At 55.8% G+C, this 19968-nt stretch carries 19 protein-coding genes; 11 read left to right on the forward strand and 8 right to left on the reverse strand.

Translation table 11 applies throughout. The features are described 5' to 3' along the window. The first annotated feature begins 13 nt into the window (after positions 1 to 13). From kdsC to npr, 9 genes are read left to right on the forward strand one after another with little or no spacing between them, the layout of a single operon-like run. Entirely contained in the window at positions 14 to 580 is a 567-nt protein-coding gene (gene kdsC, locus PGR79_RS07980; RefSeq protein ID WP_015369496.1) for a 3-deoxy-manno-octulosonate-8-phosphatase KdsC, read from the forward strand. Further along, positions 577 to 1152, forward strand: a complete 576-nt coding sequence (gene lptC / locus PGR79_RS07985; RefSeq protein WP_015369495.1) for an LPS export ABC transporter periplasmic protein LptC — start codon at positions 577 to 579, stop codon at positions 1150 to 1152. The genes kdsC and lptC overlap by 4 nt, the downstream gene beginning before the upstream one ends. Beyond that, positions 1121 to 1666 carry a lipopolysaccharide ABC transporter substrate-binding protein LptA gene (lptA, locus tag PGR79_RS07990; protein ID WP_015369494.1) on the forward strand — a complete coding sequence of 182 codons (546 nt, stop codon included), beginning with the start codon at positions 1121 to 1123 and terminating at the stop codon, positions 1664 to 1666. Before lptC ends, lptA begins: the two co-directional genes overlap by 32 nt. 6 nt (positions 1667 to 1672) lie before the next feature. After that, on the forward strand, positions 1673 to 2398 hold the full coding sequence (gene lptB, locus PGR79_RS07995) for an LPS export ABC transporter ATP-binding protein (RefSeq protein WP_004206203.1): 726 nt from the start codon (positions 1673 to 1675) through the stop codon (positions 2396 to 2398). Positions 2399 to 2445: 47 nt separating this feature from the next. Next, complete coding sequence (gene rpoN, locus PGR79_RS08000) at positions 2446 to 3879, forward strand: RNA polymerase factor sigma-54 (RefSeq protein ID WP_045377984.1); 1434 nt, start codon at positions 2446 to 2448, stop codon at positions 3877 to 3879. A gap of 22 nt (positions 3880 to 3901) precedes the next feature. Continuing rightward, entirely contained in the window at positions 3902 to 4189 is a 288-nt protein-coding gene (gene hpf / locus PGR79_RS08005; protein ID WP_004125711.1) for a ribosome hibernation promoting factor, read from the forward strand. Positions 4190 to 4247: 58 nt separating this feature from the next. Further along, entirely contained in the window at positions 4248 to 4736 is a 489-nt protein-coding gene (ptsN, locus tag PGR79_RS08010) for a PTS IIA-like nitrogen regulatory protein PtsN (protein ID WP_015369492.1), read from the forward strand. 45 nt (positions 4737 to 4781) lie between these two features. Further along, a complete protein-coding gene (gene rapZ / locus PGR79_RS08015; protein WP_015369491.1) occupies positions 4782 to 5636 on the forward strand; it encodes an RNase adapter RapZ in 855 nt (284 codons plus the stop codon). Continuing rightward, positions 5633 to 5905: a PTS phosphocarrier protein NPr gene (npr, locus tag PGR79_RS08020; RefSeq protein WP_002918431.1), complete on the forward strand. Its 273-nt coding sequence runs from the start codon at positions 5633 to 5635 to the stop codon at positions 5903 to 5905. Before rapZ ends, npr begins: the two co-directional genes overlap by 4 nt. Positions 5906 to 5927: 22 nt before the next feature. On the opposite strand, the gene mtgA is transcribed toward npr, so the two are convergent. The 4 genes from mtgA to PGR79_RS08040 all read right to left on the reverse strand — a co-directional run bounded on the left by mtgA (position 5928) and on the right by PGR79_RS08040 (position 10909). Then, positions 5928 to 6653 carry a monofunctional biosynthetic peptidoglycan transglycosylase gene (gene mtgA, locus PGR79_RS08025; RefSeq protein WP_430921414.1) on the reverse strand — a complete coding sequence of 242 codons (726 nt, stop codon included), beginning with the start codon at positions 6651 to 6653 and terminating at the stop codon, positions 5928 to 5930. Continuing rightward, entirely contained in the window at positions 6650 to 7303 is a 654-nt protein-coding gene (elbB, locus tag PGR79_RS08030) for an isoprenoid biosynthesis glyoxalase ElbB (protein WP_213316676.1), read from the reverse strand. The genes mtgA and elbB overlap by 4 nt, the downstream gene beginning before the upstream one ends. A 235-nt stretch (positions 7304 to 7538) precedes the next feature. Then, on the reverse strand, positions 7539 to 9875 hold the full coding sequence (gene arcB / locus PGR79_RS08035) for an aerobic respiration two-component sensor histidine kinase ArcB (RefSeq protein ID WP_045394977.1): 2337 nt from the start codon (positions 9873 to 9875) through the stop codon (positions 7539 to 7541). A gap of 107 nt (positions 9876 to 9982) precedes the next feature. Continuing rightward, complete coding sequence (locus tag PGR79_RS08040; RefSeq protein WP_213316678.1) at positions 9983 to 10909, reverse strand: TIGR01212 family radical SAM protein; 927 nt, start codon at positions 10907 to 10909, stop codon at positions 9983 to 9985. 685 nt (positions 10910 to 11594) lie between these two features. On the opposite strand from PGR79_RS08040, the gene gltB reads away from it, so the two are divergent. Further along, positions 11595 to 16055 carry a glutamate synthase large subunit gene (gltB, locus tag PGR79_RS08045; RefSeq protein WP_072050360.1) on the forward strand — a complete coding sequence of 1487 codons (4461 nt, stop codon included), beginning with the start codon at positions 11595 to 11597 and terminating at the stop codon, positions 16053 to 16055. 9 nt (positions 16056 to 16064) lie between these two features. Continuing rightward, complete coding sequence (gltD, locus tag PGR79_RS08050) at positions 16065 to 17483, forward strand: glutamate synthase subunit GltD (RefSeq protein WP_087859936.1); 1419 nt, start codon at positions 16065 to 16067, stop codon at positions 17481 to 17483. Positions 17484 to 17599: 116 nt separating this feature from the next. Here the strand turns inward: gltD and sspB are convergent, their stop codons facing one another. The 4 genes from sspB to rplM all read right to left on the reverse strand — a co-directional run bounded on the left by sspB (position 17600) and on the right by rplM (position 19885). Then, the gene (gene sspB / locus PGR79_RS08055; RefSeq protein WP_045394985.1) at positions 17600 to 18097 is read right to left on the reverse strand and encodes a ClpXP protease specificity-enhancing factor; all 498 of its coding nucleotides are present in this window, start codon (positions 18095 to 18097) and stop codon (positions 17600 to 17602) included. A 3-nt stretch (positions 18098 to 18100) separates the two neighbouring features. Continuing rightward, complete coding sequence (gene sspA, locus PGR79_RS08060) at positions 18101 to 18739, reverse strand: stringent starvation protein SspA (RefSeq protein WP_015369483.1); 639 nt, start codon at positions 18737 to 18739, stop codon at positions 18101 to 18103. 309 nt (positions 18740 to 19048) lie between these two features. Continuing rightward, entirely contained in the window at positions 19049 to 19441 is a 393-nt protein-coding gene (gene rpsI, locus PGR79_RS08065) for a 30S ribosomal protein S9 (protein ID WP_000829818.1), read from the reverse strand. 15 nt (positions 19442 to 19456) lie between these two features. After that, positions 19457 to 19885: a 50S ribosomal protein L13 gene (rplM, locus tag PGR79_RS08070; RefSeq protein WP_002918559.1), complete on the reverse strand. Its 429-nt coding sequence runs from the start codon at positions 19883 to 19885 to the stop codon at positions 19457 to 19459. Positions 19886 to 19968: the final 83 nt, after the last annotated feature.

Genomic DNA, 19968 nt, shown 5'->3' on the forward strand with positions numbered 1-19968 from the left:
TAAGGATAAAATAATGAATAATGCTGATGCCCAGGTCGACACCTGCTACGGGCCGGTAAGCCAGGAATTTATCGACCGGGCGGCGAAGATCCGTTTACTGATCCTCGACGTCGACGGCGTGCTTTCCGACGGCCTTATCTATATGGGCAACAACGGCGAAGAGCTGAAAGCGTTTAACGTCCGCGATGGCTACGGGATCCGCTGTGCGCTGACTTCCGGTATTGAAGTCGCGATTATTACCGGGCGAAAAGCTAAACTGGTAGAAGACCGCTGCCAGACGCTGGGCATTACGCATCTGTATCAAGGTCAGTCCGATAAGCTGTTGGCGTTTCGTGAATTATTAAGCAAACTGGCGGTTCGCCCGGATGAAGTGGCTTATATTGGCGACGATCTGATCGACTGGCCGGTAATGGCGGAAGTCGGTTTAAGCGTCGCCGTCGCCGATGCGCATCCGCTGCTGCTGCCACGGGCGAATTACGTCACGCGAATTAACGGCGGACGCGGCGCGGTACGCGAAGTCTGCGATTTGTTACTATTGGCGCAGGGCAAGCTTGATGAGGCCAAAGGGCAATCAATATGAGTAAAACCAGACGTTGGGTTATCATCTTACTATCGCTGGTCGCGTTGATCCTGATCGGCCTGAACCTGGCGAGTACGGACGACACCGCGACCGTCGCGGTCAATCCTAACGATCCGACGTATAAAAGCGAGCATACCGATACCGTGGTGTACAGCCCGGAAGGCGCGCTGAGCTATCGTCTGATAGCCGAGCATGTCGAATACTTTTCCGAACAAGAAGTATCGTGGTTCACCAACCCGGTGATGACCACCTTTGATACCAATAAGGTTCCGACCTGGTCAATCAGAGCGGATAAAGCCAAGTTAACCAACGACCGTATGCTGTATCTTTACGGCCACGTTGAGGTCGACGCGTTGAGTCCCGACTCTCAACTGCGCAAAATTACCACCGATAACGCGCAGGTAAACCTGGTGACCCAGGATGTAACCTCTGACGATATGGTGACGTTATACGGAACAACATTTAATTCCAGCGGCCTGAAAATGCGCGGGAACCTACGCAGCAAAAATGCCGAGCTGATTGAAAAGGTTAGAACCTCTTATGAAATTCAGAACAAACAAACTCAGCCTTAACATTGCGCTCGCAAGCGCGCTTCTGGCCGCCAGCCTGCCGGCTCTGGCAAAAACCGGCGATACCGATCAGCCGATTCACATCGAATCCGATCAGCAGTCGCTGGATATGCAGGGCAACGTCGTGACCTTCACCGGCAACGTGGTCGTCACCCAGGGGACCATTAAGATCAATGCCGACAAAGTCGTGGTTACCCGCCCTGGCGGTGAAAAAGGCAAAGAAGTGATCGACGGTTTCGGCAATCCGGCCACCTTCTATCAGATGCAGGACAACGGTAAGCCGGTGAAAGGCCGCGCGTCGAAAATGCATTATGAACTGCAGAACGATTTCGTGGTGCTGACCGGCAACGCGCATCTGGAACAGCTGGATAGCAATATTCAGGGCGACAAAATCACCTATCTGGTGAAAGAGCAGAAAATGCAGGCCTTCAGCAACAAAGGCGGTCGCGTGACTACGGTGCTGGTGCCTTCGCAGTTGCAGGACAAAAGCGGCGATCAGCAGAAGAAAGGTAAGTAATCCGTTATGGCAACATTAACTGCAAAAAACCTCGCCAAAGCCTACAAAGGCCGCCGTGTGGTGGAAGACGTCAGCCTGACCGTCAACTCCGGTGAGATAGTCGGCCTGCTGGGCCCGAACGGCGCCGGTAAGACCACCACCTTTTATATGGTAGTGGGCATCGTGCCGCGCGACGCCGGCAACATTATCATTGACGATGAAGATATCAGCCTGCTGCCGCTACATGCCCGCGCGCGCCGCGGCATCGGTTACCTGCCGCAGGAGGCCTCTATTTTCCGCCGCCTGAGCGTCTACGATAACCTGATGGCGGTGCTACAAATCCGCGACGATCTCAGCAGCGAGCAGCGTGAAGATCGCGCTAAAGAGCTGATGGAAGAGTTCCACATCGAACACCTGCGCGATAGCCTGGGTCAGGCGCTCTCCGGCGGTGAACGCCGCCGCGTCGAAATCGCCCGCGCGCTGGCGGCGAACCCGAAATTCATCCTGCTGGATGAACCGTTCGCCGGGGTTGACCCTATCTCCGTTATCGATATTAAACGCATCATCGAACACCTGCGCGACAGCGGGCTGGGCGTACTCATTACTGACCATAACGTCAGGGAGACGCTGGCGGTTTGTGAACGAGCTTATATCGTAAGCCAGGGCCACCTCATCGCCCACGGCACCCCGCAGCAAATCCTTGAAGACGAGCAGGTAAAACGCGTGTACCTTGGGGAAGACTTCAGACTCTGATAGGGTAGAGGTTATAGACGTTTTAGCCGGAGATATTGACCCTGAACATGAAGCAAGGTTTGCAATTAAGGCTAAGCCAACAGCTTGCCATGACGCCCCAACTGCAGCAGGCTATCCGCTTGTTGCAGCTGTCCACGTTAGAACTCCAGCAAGAACTCCAGCAGGCGCTGGAGAGTAACCCGTTGCTTGAGCAAACCGATCTTCACGAAGAGGTTGAGACCACAGAAGCCGAGGACCGCGAATCTCTGGATACCGTCGACGCGCTCGAACAAAAAGAGATGCCGGATGAGCTTCCGCTGGACGCCAGCTGGGATGAAATCTACACCGCCGGCACGCCGTCGGGTAATGGCGTCGACTACCAGGACGATGAACTGCCGATCTATCAGGGCGAGACCACCCAAAGCCTGCAGGATTATCTGATGTGGCAGGTCGAGCTCACGCCATTCACCGATACCGACCGCGCAATTGCCACCTCCATCGTCGATGCCGTTGACGATACCGGCTACCTCACTATTCCCATTCAGGACATTGTCGACAGTATCGAAGATGATGAAATTGGTCTTGAGGAAGTTGAAGCGGTACTCAAGCGCGTACAGCGCTTCGATCCGGTCGGCGTCGCCGCCAGGGATCTCCGTGACTGTCTGCTGATCCAGCTTTCACAATTTGCCAAAGAGACACCATGGCTGGAAGAAGCCCGGTTGATCATCAGCGAGCATCTTGATCTCCTGGCCAACCATGATTTCCGCAGCCTGATGCGCGTCACCCGCTTGAAAGAAGACGTTCTGAAAGAGGCGGTTTGCCTGATCCAGTCGCTGGATCCGCGCCCGGGGCAGTCCATTCAAACCAGCGAGCCGGAATACGTGATCCCGGATGTGCTGGTGCGCAAGGTTAGCGGCCGCTGGGTTGTCGAGCTCAATTCCGATAGCATTCCGCGGCTGAAGATTAATCAGCAATACGCGGCGATGGGCAATAATGCGCGCAACGACGCCGACAGCCAGTTTATCCGCAGCAACCTGCAGGAAGCTCGCTGGCTGATTAAAAGCCTTGAGAGCCGTAACGATACCCTGCTGCGCGTGAGCCGCTGCATCGTCGAGCAACAGCAGGCCTTCTTTGAGCAGGGCGAAGAATTTATGAAACCGATGGTGCTGGCGGACATCGCCCAGGCCGTCGAGATGCATGAATCAACAATTTCACGCGTTACCACGCAAAAATATCTGCACAGTCCACGCGGTATTTTTGAGTTGAAGTATTTCTTTTCCAGCCACGTCAATACCGAAGGCGGCGGCGAAGCCTCGTCTACCGCCATTCGCGCGCTGGTGAAGAAGTTAATCGCCGCGGAGAACCCCGCGAAGCCGTTGAGCGACAGCAAGCTCACCACCATGCTCTCCGATCAGGGTATTATGGTGGCGCGACGCACTGTTGCTAAGTACCGAGAGTCTTTATCCATTCCGCCGTCAAACCAGCGCAAACAACTGGTCTGACACAACCGATAAGGAAGACACTATGCAGCTCAACATTACAGGACACAACGTCGAGATCACTCCTGCTATGCGCGACTTCGTTACCACGAAGTTCAGCAAACTGGAGCAGTTTTTCGATAGGATCAACCAGGTCTATATTGTGTTAAAAGTAGAGAAGGTGACGCAAATCGCGGACGCCAATTTGCATGTCAACGGTGGCGAAATCCATGCCAGTGCGGAAGGGCAGGATATGTATGCCGCTATCGATGGTCTTATCGATAAGCTGGCAAGACAGTTAACAAAACATAAAGATAAACTGAAACAACACTAATTGTCCGGGCGATCGCCCTTATCCGCAGCCCGCGGATAAGGGCAGCTCAGGTGAAATTATGATGAACAACGATTCCGCTCTACAACTGAGCAATGTCCTTAACCAGGATTGTACCCGTAGCCAGGTTCACTGCCAGAGCAAGAAACGCGCGCTGGAAATCATCAGCGAACTGGCGGCGAAGCAGCTAGGTTTACCGCCGCAGGTGGTCTTTGAAGCGATCCTGACCCGTGAAAAAATGGGCAGTACCGGGATCGGCAACGGCATTGCGATCCCTCACGGCAAGCTTGAAGAGGATACCCTGCGCGCCGTTGGCGTCTTTGTGCAGCTGGAAACGCCGATCGCCTTCGATGCGATCGACAATCAGCCGGTCGATCTGCTGTTTGCGCTACTGGTGCCGGCCGATCAAACCAAAACCCATCTGCATACGCTCTCGCTGGTCGCCAAACGTCTGGCGGACAAAACCATCTGCCGTCGCCTGCGCGCTGCGGTGAGCGATGAAGAGTTGTATGAGATCATCACCGAAGCAGGAAGCAGCGATGACGCTTAACGTGAGTCGCGACTTAACCTTTATCGTACTGAGGAGAAACGGTGCATGGTACTGATGATCGTCAGCGGCCGCTCTGGCTCGGGGAAATCCGTCGCCCTGCGAGCGCTGGAAGATATGGGCTTCTACTGTGTGGATAACCTGCCGGTAGTGCTGTTGCCTGAGCTGGCGCGAACGCTGGCCGACCGCGATATCTCCGCGGCCGTCAGCATTGACGTGCGTAATATGCCGGAATCACCGGAAATCTTTGAACAAGCGATGCAGAATCTGCCGGAATCCTTCTCCCCGCAGCTGCTGTTCCTTGATGCCGACCGCAACACCCTGATCCGCCGTTACAGCGATACCCGCCGCTTGCATCCGCTCTCCAGCAAGAATCTGTCGCTCGAAAGCGCGATCGACGAAGAGAGCGATCTGCTCGAGCCGCTGCGCTCCCGTGCGGATCTGATCGTCGATACTTCCGAAATGTCGGTGCATGAACTGGCCGAGATGCTGCGTACTCGCCTGTTAGGTAAACGCGAGCGTGAATTGACGATGGTGTTTGAATCATTCGGCTTCAAACACGGTATCCCTATCGATGCCGATTACGTCTTTGACGTCCGCTTCCTGCCAAACCCGCACTGGGATCCAAAGCTGCGCCCGATGACCGGCCTCGATAAACCGGTTGCCGCCTTCCTCGATCGCCATACGGAAGTGCATAACTTTATTTATCAGACGCGTAGCTATCTTGAGCTATGGTTGCCAATGCTGGAAACCAATAACCGCAGCTATTTGACGGTGGCCATTGGTTGTACCGGCGGTAAGCATCGCTCGGTCTATATTGCCGAACAGCTGGCTGACTACTTCCGCTCGCGCGGTAAGAACGTACAATCTCGTCACCGGACGCTGGAAAAACGTAAATCATGACCGTCAAGCAAACCGTTGAAATCACCAACAAGCTGGGCATGCACGCGCGCCCGGCAATGAAGCTTTTCGAGCTGATGCAGAATTTCGATGCGGAAGTATTGCTACGCAACGACGAAGGCACGGAGGCGGAAGCCAACAGCGTTATCGCCCTGCTGATGCTGGATTCCGCCAAAGGACGCCAAATTGAGGTTGAGGCCAGCGGCCCGCAGGAAGTCGAAGCGCTGGCGGCGGTGATTGCGCTGTTCAACGCCGGGTTTGATGAAGACTAATCATCTCCCGGCGGGATCGCGGTTAATGCAGCTTATTGGCCCGCATAAAGCTTTCGCCGCCTAACTGACGCATCTGGCGCAGGATCCACGCCTGTCGGCTGCGAACATAGCCTGACGGCGCATCGGCGCGAAAACGAATTGGGTTCGGTAATACCGCCGCCAGCAGCGCGGCCTCTGCAGGGGTTAAACGGCTGGCCGGCTTATGAAAATAGCGCTGGGCCGCCGCTTCAACACCAAAAATACCGTCGCCAAACTCGGCAATATTCAAGTACACGGTGAGAATGCGTTTCTTGCTCCAGACCGTTTCGATACCGACGGTCAAGCCCACTTCCAGCCCCTTGCGCAACCAGCTACGGCCATCCCATAAAAACAGGTTTTTCGCCGTCTGCTGAGAGAGCGTCGACGCGCCGCGAATTCGATTTTCATTCCGTTCGTTGTGCGCCAGCGCTTTTTCGATTGCCGGCACGTCAAAACCCCAGTGGTCGGGGAATTTCTGATCTTCGGCGGCAATCACCGCCAGCCCCATCCAGGGGGAAATCTCGTCCATCCCAACCCAGTCAGAATGGGCGACATAATGAAAATCACCGGAGAACCAGGCGCTAACCTGGCGCTCCAGCATCACCGCTGAGAACGGCACCGGCAGGACGCTGAATAAGGCGATACCGCCGCCCCAGAACACCACGCAGATAAGCGCCAGGCGTAACAGCAGGCGCTTGATCATCGCCAGCGGCGCAACACGCTTACTCATTCAGCGAGAACCAGTACGCGATCGACCAGTTTCTCAATACCGCTGGCGGCCTCGGCAATATTCTGCGCCAGCATATAAGCAGGCGTAGTCACTACTTTGTTGTCTTCATCGACCACGATGTCGTCAACCGGGCACGGCACGTGCTCCGCGCCCATCTCTTCCAGCACCTCGGCAGTATCCGGATCGGTACCGATGGTTATCCGCAGCGGCGTCGGGAAAATCTTCGGCAACAGCGCCGGCGCGATACACATAAAGCCCAGCGGCTTACCCGCTTCGTGCATCGCCAGCGTTAGCGTCTGCAAATCGCGGTCAACCGCGCACTCACTCCCCTGGGCGGCAAAATTACTCAGGTTTTTCGCCGCGCCAAAGCCGCCGGGCACAATCAGCGCATCCAGCTCGTCCGCGCGGGCGCTGGCCAAAGGCTGAATAGCGCCGCGCGCCAGGCGCGCCGCTTCAATCAGCACGTTGCGGCTTTCCGCCATCGTTTCGCCGGTCAGATGGTTGATCACGTCGCTTTGCGCCTTATCCGGCGCAAAGCAAACCGCCTGCGCGCCGCGACGCGCAATGGCCAACAGGGTAATGACCGCTTCATGAATTTCTGCGCCGTCGTAAACGCCGCAGCCGCTTAGTACCACGCCAATCTTCTTCATCTTGCTAACCCCTTAGCGCAACTCTATGAAACAAGTAAATAATTTTGATTTACTCGCTATGCTTCACATATTTTACCGATTCACGTAACAAAATATTTATGGTTTGCTATCTTAATGAGCGAGCAAGCCAAATCCTCAGGTTGCGCCGTGTAAAAAAAATCACTCGAACAATCCTGGCTCAACAACCAGTTCCCTGGTGTTGGCGCAGTATTCGCGCACCCCGGTTTATCCGGGGTCATTTTTTATCCGCCGCCGCAATCCAGGCCTTCAGTATCGCAACATCGTTTTGCCACTCGGATTTCATCTCTTCCACCCACTCGCCGACGTTGTCTTCCCAGGCGGGTAAATCTGGCGTTTGGATCTGCTGCCCTAATTGCTGGATATGGCGCAAGCCTATCGACCCCGCCGCGCCCTTAATTTTATGGCCTTCATCGACGATACCTTTCTGGTCGCGCGCGGTGAGATTCGATTCCAGCACGGACATGTAGCCCGGCATCATCTTCTCGAACACCGCCAGCCCGTCGGTAATCAGCTTCGGCCCCACCAGCTCGATATATTGTTCCAGCATGTCGGTATCCAGTACCGATGCCGATTTCGCCACATCCACCGCGGGCGGCTCATGGCCATCGTCTTCCGGCGCATCCCAGAATTTCTTGATGATCGCGGTTAACGCCGGTACCGACAGCGGCTTGCTCAGCACATCGTCCATGCCGGCATCAAGGTACTCTTTTTTGTCCTTCAGGACGTTGGCGGTCAGCGCCACCAGCGGCGGCAGCTCATCGGCGGCATAGCGTTGTTTTAGCTGTCGCGAGATATCGAGGCCGGTCATGTCCGGTAGCTGAATGTCCAGCAGCACCAGGTCGTATTCGCCGGGTTCGAACATCTCCAACGCGGCTTTACCGGTCATCGCCACGTCCACGCTGTTGCCCAATTTTTCCAGCACCGAACGGGCGACAATCACGTTCAGTTCGATATCTTCCACCAGCAGCACGTTCAGCGCCGGCAGCGGCATATCGTCTTCGGCCAGCGTATCTTCGACTTCATCAGCCACCGCCTGCGCGTGTACGGTCAGGGTAAACGTCGCCCCCTGCCCCGGCTGGCTGGTCACGCTGATATCGCCGCCCATATTACGCGCCAGACGGCGCGACACCGCCAGGCCAATCCCGGTACCGGTTGCCGGTTTACCGCCGTGGCTGTCTTTCACCTGATAATACATGGCGAAAATTTTGTCCTGCTCCGCCTGCGGGATACCGATACCGGAGTCCTCAACTTCGAAGTGCAGCATATCGCCTTCGTCATAGCGGACGCGCACGGTGACATTGCCCTGTTGGGTAAACTTCACCGCATTGCTGATCAGGTTCCACAGGATCTGCCGCAGGCGCGTACCATCAGTTACCACTTTATGCGGCAGCGGCTGGGTTGGCTCCATCACAAAGCGTAAACCTTTCTGCTGCGCCTGCAGGCCTGAGAGGTTTTCCAGGTCGGCAAGGAAGCTGGTGAAGTCCACTTCCTGATTATCGAGCTGCACTTTACGCCGCTCCATTTTATCCATGTCGATAATATCATTGAAGATATTCCCCAGCGTCACCGCTGAAACATGGATAGTTTTCAGATATTTTTCCTGCTCGTTGGTCAGTTCAGTATCCAGCAGGATGCGGCTGAGCCCAACGATGCCGTTGAGCGGCGTACGCAGCTCGTGGCTGATGGTTGAGATAAAGGTGGTCTTGTCCCGGCTGGCGCGCTCCAGCGCGTCCTGATAGCGCTTACGCTCGGTAATATCCCGGCCAAAGCCCATCAGGCCACGGCGCTTGCCCACGCGGTCATAGTAGGGGACCTTGCGGATCTCAAAGCAGGCTTTACGCCCATCGGGATAATCGAGCCATTGTTCGTAGGTTAGCGAGACATTGTGGCGGAAGACTTTCTCATCGGTCTCCAGCACTTTTACCGCGGCTTCTTCGCTATAGACATCCTGCGGCTTGAGGTGAATCAGCTGCTTTTCGCTTTTTCCGGTCAACAATTCCATCGCCCGGTTACAGCCGGAGAACTCCTTATCTTCGTTACGATAGAAAACCAGATCCGGTGAGGCATCAAGGAAAGAGCGCAGGAAGGAGGACTGTTGTTCCAGCTGAATCTGCGTCTCTTCACGCTCTTTCATCTCTATTTTCAGCTGTTCCAGCGTGGTTTCACGTTCCGCTTCCGCTTTCTCACGTTCGCCAATTTCCTGATTCAACTGGGCGATATTGTCCTTGAGCTGCACGTTAAGCTTAAGATCGCGCTCGCGCATCTCTTCCAGCTTTTCCACCAGCCGCGAGAGTCGCTGGCGCGACTCTTCCAGTTGTTCGACCACCACCGACAGAAAATAGACCGCCCAGGGGGTAATCAGCAGCCCGAAGAATATAGAGCGGATAACATCGATACTCTCAACCTGCCCATGCAGCACCATCGTGACGGCCATCTGCACCACGATAGCCAGCACCACCAGCGCCAGAGCCAACAGCATTGAAAAGCGCACCAGACCTAACTTCATCATCAGATCGACATAGTACTGCGCCAGCATACGAATTTGCTTCATGAGGGATTCCTTATCGCCAACTCCGCACAATAATACCCAATTCTGAACATTACGCTGTAAGTTGTGCAAAAAATGCGGCGGTAATCAGCCGTTAAGGAAGTGGAACATCAGGCGGGCAGGACCCACGGCGTCCCCAATGCCGACCCCTGAACGCCATGGGTATTAAGGTATTTGTCCAACTCGACCATACCGGTCCAGCGGTTTTCGCACCACAGCGGCGCCAGGAGCGTCGGGCGACGGGCGCTGGCCGAGATGCGATGATAAATCACCTCCGGCGGGGTATGGCGAATCATCTCACCGGCGGTGACCGTATAATCATCCAGCGCAATACCGTTCAGGCGCCCCGCCTGCCAGGCTTTCGCCATGATGCTGCCGGTCACGATGTGCAACGGGTGCAGCTTGATGCCATCGACCCCGGTTTCGACTACCCGTTGCAAGGTTTGCAGGCACTGCTGCTGGGTTTCGCCCGGCAGGCCGACGATAAGATGCGCGCAGACCTTTAATCCGCGCTCGCGCGCCAGTCGGGTGGTGCGCTGGTAGCAGGCAAAGTCATGGCCGCGATTGATACGATGCAGCGTTTTATCATGCGCGGTCTGCAATCCCAGCTCCAGCCAGATTTCATAGCCCTGCTCCCGATATTCGCTGAGCAGATCCAGCACCGCATCGGGAACGCAGTCGGGACGGGTGCCGACGCACAGCCCAACGATATTCGCCTGGCTCACCGCCTGCTGATACATTGAACGCAGCAGCTGTACTTCGGCAAAGGTGCTGGTGTAGGCCTGGAAATAAGCAAGGTAGCGTTTCGCTCGGTTAACCAACTGCGCCTGGTGCGCCAGTTGATCGGCAATCGAACGGTACTGCTGGGCCTCGTCGGCGAAGGAGGCGACATTACAAAATGTGCAGCCGCCGCGGCCGATTGTGCCATCGCGATTCGGGCAGCTAAATCCACCATGCAGCGTCAGTTTATGTACCTTTTCGCCGTAGCGGCGCGTAAGATCCCCACCAAACATGTTGACTAATTTTTGTAACTGCATAATCTGATAGACCGGCCTCAAGAAAGGGGCCAAGCCTGCCATTTTTAGCCTCCGACGGCGATGACCTGGATCAATCGTCAGCGCGGCCGCTTACCTCATTGCATAATCAATCAAAATAAACGCGGTTTCATTCACGCCCGCGGTAATAACATTTACTTATACTTCAATACTGAGTTTCAATTATCTTTGACGCAGCAAAAAACAGTTTTATTTCCTGCCATTAAGAACACCAGCAGTCAAATACTCTGCTATAAAAAAACAATTCAGCACAGAAAGGTAATCTTAGGCTGCGGATATAGTGAGACAGATCACACTAGATTACGCATCTCTGAGAGTTTATATGCCTTTAAAAAAACAACAATTCTTTTTAAAATCATAAAATTAAACACCTCTTAGCACACTTTTGTATAAATAAGATTGCCATTTGACGTAAGTGTGGATTCTCGATAAGTTGGGAATCCGCTGGAAGCTTTCTGGATGAGCGCTCTGCTCATCATATTTATGCAGTAATTGAGATTCCCTCTTAATAGCAAGTCCTCAAACTTGTGTACCGATGCGAAAAGGATTTAAAGAGGGCGAATGCGAGGTAGGCAAAGATGCCCTTACCCCGTCGCCATGCTCTTGCTGTGCCTTGCGCGCAATCGATTAAGGGGGCGTCCCGTAGAGCCTGGGGAGGTTCACTGATATGTTGTACGACAAATCCCTTGAGCGGGATAACTGTGGTTTCGGCCTGATCGCCCACATAGAAGGCGAACCTAGCCACAAGGTAGTGCGCACCGCTATACACGCACTGGCCCGAATGCAGCACCGCGGCGCGATCCTTGCCGATGGTAAAACCGGCGACGGTTGCGGCCTGCTGTTACAAAAACCCGATCGTTTCTTCCGGATTGTGGCGGAAGAGCGCGGCTGGCGCTTAGCCAAAAACTACGCCGTCGGGATGCTGTTCCTGAATAAAGACCCCGAGCTGGCAAGCGCTGCGCGCCGTATCGTTGAAGAAGAGCTGCAACGCGAAACATTGTCTATCGTTGGCTGGCGCGATGTGCCAACTAACGAAGGCGTACTCGGTGAAATCGCCCTCTCCTCGCTGCCTCGTATTGAACAAATTTTTGTTAACGCCCCGGCAGGCTGGCGTCCGCGCGATATGGAACGCCGTTTGTTCATCGCCCGCCGTCGCATTGAAAAGCGCCTGCAGGAAGACAAAGATTTCTACGTTTGTAGCCTGTCGAACCTGGTTAATATCTATAAAGGTCTGTGTATGCCGGCGGATCTGCCGCGCTTCTACCTGGACCTCGCGGACCTGCGCCTGGAATCCGCCATCTGCCTGTTCCACCAGCGCTTCTCCACCAATACCGTGCCGCGCTGGCCGCTGGCGCAGCCGTTCCGCTATCTGGCGCACAATGGTGAAATCAATACCATCACCGGTAACCGCCAGTGGGCCCGCGCACGTACCTATAAATTCCAGACCCCGCTGATCCCCGATCTGCATGACGCCGCGCCGTTCGTCAATGAAACCGGCTCTGATTCAAGCTCGATGGATAATATGCTGGAACTGCTGCTGGCAGGCGGGATGGATATCGTCCGCGCGATGCGCCTGCTGGTACCGCCAGCCTGGCAGAATAACCCGGACATGGATCCGGAGCTGCGCGCGTTCTTCGACTTTAACTCCATGCATATGGAGCCGTGGGACGGCCCGGCGGGCATCGTCATGTCCGACGGCCGCTACGCCGCCTGTAACCTCGACCGTAACGGTCTGCGTCCGGCGCGCTACGTCATCACTAAAGACAAACTCATCACCTGTGCGTCTGAAGTCGGTATCTGGGACTACCAGCCGGATGAGGTGATGGAAAAAGGCCGCGTTGGGCCTGGCGAGCTGATGGTCATCGATACCCGCAGCGGGCGTATTCTGCACTCGGCGGAAACCGATAACGATCTGAAAAGCCGCCATCCGTACAAAGAGTGGATGGAGAAAAACGTCCGCCGTCTGGTGCCGTTCGAAGACCTGCCGGAAGAAGAAGTCGGCAGCCGTCAGTTGGATGATGACACGCTCGCCAGCTACCAGAAACAGTTTAACTACAGCGCCGAAGAGCTGGACTCCGTCCTGCGCGTCCTTGGGGAAAATGGCCAGGAAGCGGTCGGTTCGATGGGCGATGATACCCCATTCGCCGTGCTCTCCAGCCAGCCGCGTATCATTTACGATTATTTCCGCCAGCAGTTCGCCCAGGTGACAAACCCGCCTATCGATCCGCTGCGTGAAGCGCACGTGATGTCGTTGGCTACCAGTATCGGCCGTGAAATGAACGTCTTCTGCGAAGCGGAAGGCCAGGCGCACCGTCTGAGCTTCAAATCGCCGATCCTGCTGTACTCAGACTTTAAACAGCTGACCACCATGGAAGAGGAGCACTATCGCGCCGACACCCTGGATATTACCTTTGATGCCAACGAAACCACGCTGGCCGAGACGGTAAAAGCGCTGTGCGATAAAGCGGAACAGATGGTGCGTAACGGCACCGTACTGCTGGTGCTGTCCGACCGCAACATCGCGAAAGATCGTCTGCCGGTACCGGCGCCGATGGCCGTTGGCGCCATCCAGACGCGCCTCGTCGATAAGAGCCTGCGCTGCGACGCTAACATCATCGTCGAAACCGCCAGCGCCCGAGACCCGCACCACTTTGCGGTGCTGCTGGGCTTTGGCGCGACGGCTATCTATCCGTATCTAGCTTATGAAACCCTGGCGAAACTGGTAGATAGCAAAGCTATCGATAAAGAATACCGTGCGGTGATGCTGAACTACCGTAACGGCATCAACAAAGGCCTGTACAAAATCATGTCGAAGATGGGGATCTCGACCATCGCCTCCTACCGCTGCTCGAAGCTGTTCGAAGCGGTCGGTCTGCATCGCGACGTGGCCGACCTCTGCTTCCAGGGCGTAGTGAGCCGCATCGGCGGCGCCGGTTTCGACGACTTCCAGCAGGACCTGCTGAATCTGTCGAAACGCGCATGGCTGGCGCGTAAACCGCTGGCTCAGGGCGGTTTGCTGAAATATGTCCACGGCGGCGAATATCACGCCTATAACCCGGACGTCGTTCGCACCCTGCAGCAGGCGGTTCAGAGCGGCGAATACCGTGATTATCAGGAATACGCGAAGCTGGTTAATGAACGCCCGGCGGCCACGCTGCGCGATCTGCTGGCGCTCAACCCAGGCGATGAAGCCGTTAGCATCAATGAGGTGGAATCAGCGAAAGAGCTGTTTAAACGCTTCGATACCGCGGCCATGTCGATCGGCGCACTGAGCCCGGAAGCGCACGAATCACTGGCGGAAGCGATGAACAGCATCGGCGGCTTCTCCAACTCCGGTGAAGGCGGTGAAGACCCGGCGCGCTACGGCACCAACAAAGTCTCGCGTATTAAGCAGGTGGCTTCCGGTCGTTTCGGCGTTACCCCAGCCTACCTGGTGAATGCCGACGTAATCCAGATTAAAGTCGCTCAGGGCGCGAAACCCGGTGAAGGTGGACAGTTGCCGGGTGACAAAGTGACGCCCTATATCGCCAAACTGCGTTATTCGGTACCGGGCGTGACGCTGATCTCCCCGCCGCCGCACCACGATATTTACTCTATCGAGGATCTGGCGCAGCTGATTTTCGACCTCAAGCAGGTCAATCCGAAGGCGATGATTTCCGTCAAACTGGTTTCCGAACCGGGTGTCGGCACTATCGCCACCGGCGTAGCGAAAGCCTACGCAGACCTTATCACTATCGCCGGCTACGATGGCGGCACCGGGGCGAGCCCGCTCTCATCGGTGAAATATGCCGGCTGTCCGTGGGAACTTGGCCTGGTGGAAACCCAGCAAGCGCTGGTCGCCAACGGTCTGCGTCATAAAATTCGCCTGCAGGTAGACGGCGGCCTGAAAACCGGCCTCGATATCATCAAAGCGGCGATCCTTGGCGCGGAAAGCTTCGGCTTCGGCACCGGCCCAATGGTCGCGCTGGGCTGTAAATACCTGCGTATCTGTCATCTGAACAACTGCGCCACCGGCGTGGCGACCCAGGACGACAAACTGCGTAAGAACCACTACCACGGCCTGCCGTTCAAAGTGACCAACTACTTTGAATTCATCGCCCGCGAAACCCGCGAGCTGATGGCGCAGCTGGGCGTGAAGCGTCTGGTGGACCTGATCGGCCGCACCGACCTGCTGAAAGAACTGGAAGGCTTTACGGCGAAACAGCAGAAACTGGAGCTCGGCAAGCTGCTGGAAACCGCTGAGCCACTGCCAGGCAAGGCGCTGTACTGCACCGAGAGCAACCCGCCGTTCGATAACGGCGTGCTCAACGCGCAGCTGCTGCAGCAGGCGAAGCCGTATGTGGATAACAAACAGAGCAAAACGTTCTGGTTCGATATTCGCAACACCGACCGTTCCGTTGGGGCGTCGCTGTCCGGTTATATCGCCCAGACTCACGGCGACCAGGGGCTGGCCGCCGACCCGATTACCGCCCACTTTAGCGGTACCGCGGGCCAGAGCTTCGGCGTCTGGAACGCCGGCGGCGTTGAGCTGCACCTGACCGGCGACGCCAACGACTACGTGGGTAAAGGCATGGCGGGCGGTCTGCTGTCGATTCGTCCTCCGGTCGGCTCCGCCTTCCGTAGCCATGAAGCAAGCATCATTGGCAACACCTGTCTGTATGGCGCAACCGGCGGTCGTCTGTACGCGGCAGGACGCGCGGGCGAACGCTTTGCGGTACGTAACTCCGGCGCCATCACCGTGGTGGAAGGCATCGGCGACAACGGTTGTGAATACATGACCGGCGGTATTGTCTGTATCCTGGGGAAAACCGGCGTGAACTTCGGCGCAGGTATGACCGGCGGCTTTGCTTACGTCCTGGATGAAGATGGCGACTTCCGTAAACGCGTTAACCCCGAATTGGTGGAAGTTCTGGACGTGGACACGCTGGCTATCCATGAGGAGCACCTGCGCGGCTTAATTACCGAGCACGTCCAGCTTACCGGTTCGCAGCGCGGCGAAGAGATCCTCGCCAACTGGCCGGCCTTCGCGGCGAAGTTTGCGCTGGTTAAACCGAAGTCCAGCGATGTTAAAGCACTGTTGGGTCACCGTAGTCGTTCCGCAGCTGAGCTGCGGGTGCAGGCGCAGTAAGGGGTTAAGATGAGTCAGAACGTATACCAATTTATCGACCTGCAGCGCGTTGATCCGCCAAAGAAACCGCTGAAGATCCGTAAAATTGAATTTGTAGAAATTTACGAGCCGTTTTCAGAAGGCCAGGCCAAGGCGCAGGCGGATCGCTGCCTCTCCTGCGGCAACCCGTACTGCGAATGGAAATGTCCGGTGCACAACTACATCCCTAACTGGCTGAAACTGGCCAACGAGGGGCGTATTTTTGAAGCGGCGGAGCTGTCGCATCAGACCAACACCCTGCCGGAAGTCTGCGGACGTGTCTGCCCGCAGGACCGCCTGTGCGAAGGTTCCTGCACCCTGAACGATGAGTTCGGCGCGGTGACCATCGGCAACATTGAACGCTATATCAACGATAAAGCGTTTGAGATGGGCTGGCGCCCGGACTTGTCCGGCGTGAAGCAAACCGGAAAAACCGTCGCCATTATCGGCGCCGGTCCGGCAGGCCTGGCCTGCGCGGATGTGCTGACCCGCAACGGCGTGAAGGCTATCGTCTTCGATCGTCATCCGGAAATCGGCGGTCTGCTGACCTTCGGCATCCCGGCGTTTAAGCTGGAAAAAGAGGTGATGACCCGCCGCCGCGAGATCTTCACCGGCATGGGGATTGAATTCCGGCTCAATACCGAAGTGGGTCGTGACGTCCAGCTCGACGAGCTGCTGAAAGAATACGACGCGGTATTTCTGGGCGTGGGCACCTACCAGTCCATGCGCGGCGGGCTGGAAAACGAAGATGCCAACGGCGTGTATGACGCGCTGCCGTTCCTTATCGCCAACACCAAACAGATCATGGGCTTTGGCGAAACGGCGCACGAACCCTTCGTCAGTATGGAAGGCAAACGCGTGGTAGTGCTCGGCGGCGGCGACACCGCGATGGACTGCGTGCGGACCTCTGTTCGTCAGGGGGCGGCGCACGTTATCTGCGCCTATCGCCGTGACGAAGAAAACATGCCAGGCTCCAAACGTGAAGTGAAAAACGCGCGTGAAGAGGGTGTCGAATTCCAGTTCAACGTCCAGCCGCTGGGCGTGGAAGTGAACGCCAACGGCAAAGTGTGCGGCGTGAAAATGGCGCGCACCGAAATGGGCCAGCCGGATGCGAAAGGCCGCCGCCGCGCGGAAATCGTCGCCGGTTCCGAGCACGTGGTGCCCGCAGACGCGGTGGTGATGGCGTTTGGTTTCCGTCCACACAGCATGGAATGGCTGGCGAAGCATAGCGTCGAGCTGGATTCTCAGGGCCGCATCATCGCCCCGGAAGGCAGCGACAACGCGTTCCAGACCAGCAACCCGAAAATCTTTGCCGGCGGCGATATCGTTCGCGGTTCAGACCTGGTGGTAACGGCGATTGCCGAAGGCCGCAAAGCGGCAGACGGTATCCTCAATTACCTTGAAGTCTGATTAAAGCCTGAGTCTCAGCGCATAAAAGCCCGATGGTTAACGCCACCGGGCTTTTTTATGCTTGATCGTGGTTAAGCGTGGGCAAAAAAAACAGGCCCCGGAGGGCCTGTCAGGAATTACTTCACAACGCGCAGCGCCGGACGACCACCGCGCGGCGGCGGTGGCGTATCGTCAGGATCGTCATCGTGATTATCCGGCTTATCGCCATCAATCACCGACATCACCGTTTCGTTTTCGCTCTCAGGCGCAACGTCATCATCGTTGAGGCTGCTGACATCTTCGTCATAGGCCGCTTCAGGTTCAAACATCGTTCCTGCGCCGTTCTCACGGGCATAGATAGCGAGTACCGCAGCCAGCGGCACGGAAACGTTGCGCGGTACGCCGCCGAAGCGAGCGTTAAAGCGCACTTCGTCATTCGCCAGTTCCAGATTGCCCACCGCACGCGGCGCAATGTTCAGAACGATTTGGCCGTCGCGAGCGTACTCCATCGGCACGAGAACGCCTGGCAGCGTCACATCGACGACCAGGTGCGGAGTCAGCTGGTTATCCAGCAGCCACTCATAGAACGCCCGCAGCAGGTACGGGCGACGCGGCGTCAGCTGTGATACATCCATTATTTAGCCCCGGCCGAGGCGCATTTCACGCTCGGCTTCAGTTAAAGAAGCGAGGAAAGAATCACGTTCGAAGACGCGAGTCATATAGCCCTTAAGCTCTTTCGCGCCAGCACCCACCAGTTCTACGCCGAGAACCGGCAAACGCCACAGCAGCGGAGCCAGGTAGCAATCGACCAGGCTGAATTCGTCGCTCAGGAAGTAAGGCTTCTGAGTAAAGACCGGCGCAATCGCCTGCAGTTCTTCACGCAGCTGCTTACGAGCGGCATCAGCCTGGGCCGCGGTACCGGTCTGGATGGTATTCATCAGCGAATACCAGTCTTTCTCGATACGTTGCATGTACAGACGGCTTTCACCACGCGCCACCGGGTAAACCGGCATTAGCGGCGGATGCGGGAAACGCTCATCCAGGTATTCCATAATGATGCGGGATTCCCACAGAGTGAGCTCACGATCCACCAGCGTCGGGACGCTTTGATTCGGGTTGAGGTCAATCAGATCCTGAGGCGGGTTATCCTTCTCCACGTGCTCTATCTCAAAACTGACACCTTTTTCGGCCAGCACGATGCGGACCTGATGGCTATAGATGTCAGTAGGACCAGAAAACAGCGTCATTACCGAACGTTTGTTGGCAGCGACAGCCATGAAAACCTCCAGGTATATTCAGAATTTTTACTGCTGCCGACCACGCATGGCCAGCCAGATGTATAAACCCCATTCGCACGGCGACGATATGTTCATTGATTAACTAAAAAATGAACAACCACCAGCATTTGGGCAGAAAATTGGATGATAGTTTACCAGATTTTGCGGACGTTGTGGTGAGGGTATTCTGGAAATGCTGAAAAAGTGGTAAGAACAGGCCATTTCTTTGTGGATAACAGCCGTTTTATCCATAAAAAAACCCGCCGAAGCGGGTTTTTTCGCAAATTGTTCTGCGTGAGCAGAAAACAATTAACGTTTGGAGAACTGCGGACGACGACGTGCTTTACGCAGACCGACTTTCTTACGTTCAACCTGACGAGCGTCACGAGTAACGAAGCCAGCTTTACGCAGTTCAGAACGCAGGGACTCGTCGTACTCCATCAGAGCGCGGGTGATACCGTGACGGATCGCACCAGCCTGACCAGAGATACCACCACCTTTAACAGTGATGTACAGATCCAGTTTCTCAACCATGTCGACCAGTTCCAGCGGCTGACGAACTACCATGCGGGCAGTTTCACGACCGAAGTACTGTTCCAGCGAACGCTGGTTGATTACGATTTTGCCGTTGCCCGGTTTGATGAAAACGCGAGCTGCGGAACTTTTGCGGCGACCAGTGCCGTAGTATTGATTTTCAGCCATTGCCTATAATCCCGATTAGATGTCAAGAACTTGCGGTTGCTGTGCCGCGTGGTTGTGCTCGTTACCAGCGTAAACTTTCAGTTTACGGTACATAGCACGACCCAGCGGGCCTTTTGGCAGCATGCCTTTAACCGCGATTTCAATCACACGCTCAGGACGGCGGGCAATCATCTCTTCAAAGGTCGCTTCTTTGATACCACCGATGTGGCCGGTGTGGTGGTAGTACATTTTGTCTTCGCGCTTGTTGCCGGTTACAGCAACTTTTTCTGCGTTCAGAACGATGATGTAATCACCAGTATCAACGTGCGGAGTGTATTCCGCTTTGTGCTTACCGCGCAGGCGACGAGCCAGTTCAGTAGCCAGACGGCCCAGAGTTTTACCGGTCGCGTCAACAACATACCAGTCGCGTTTTACGGTTTCTGGTTTAGCTGTAAAAGTTTTCATTAAAAGCTTACCCAAATAAATAAGTTACACGTTGGTGAACACCCAAACGTTTAGTCAGTTGAGGTTCACACGACAAAGTCCGG

The sequence above is a fragment of the Klebsiella sp. 141161 genome (assembly GCF_050600815.1).
Classification (GTDB): Bacteria; Pseudomonadota; Gammaproteobacteria; order Enterobacterales; family Enterobacteriaceae; genus Klebsiella; species Klebsiella aerogenes.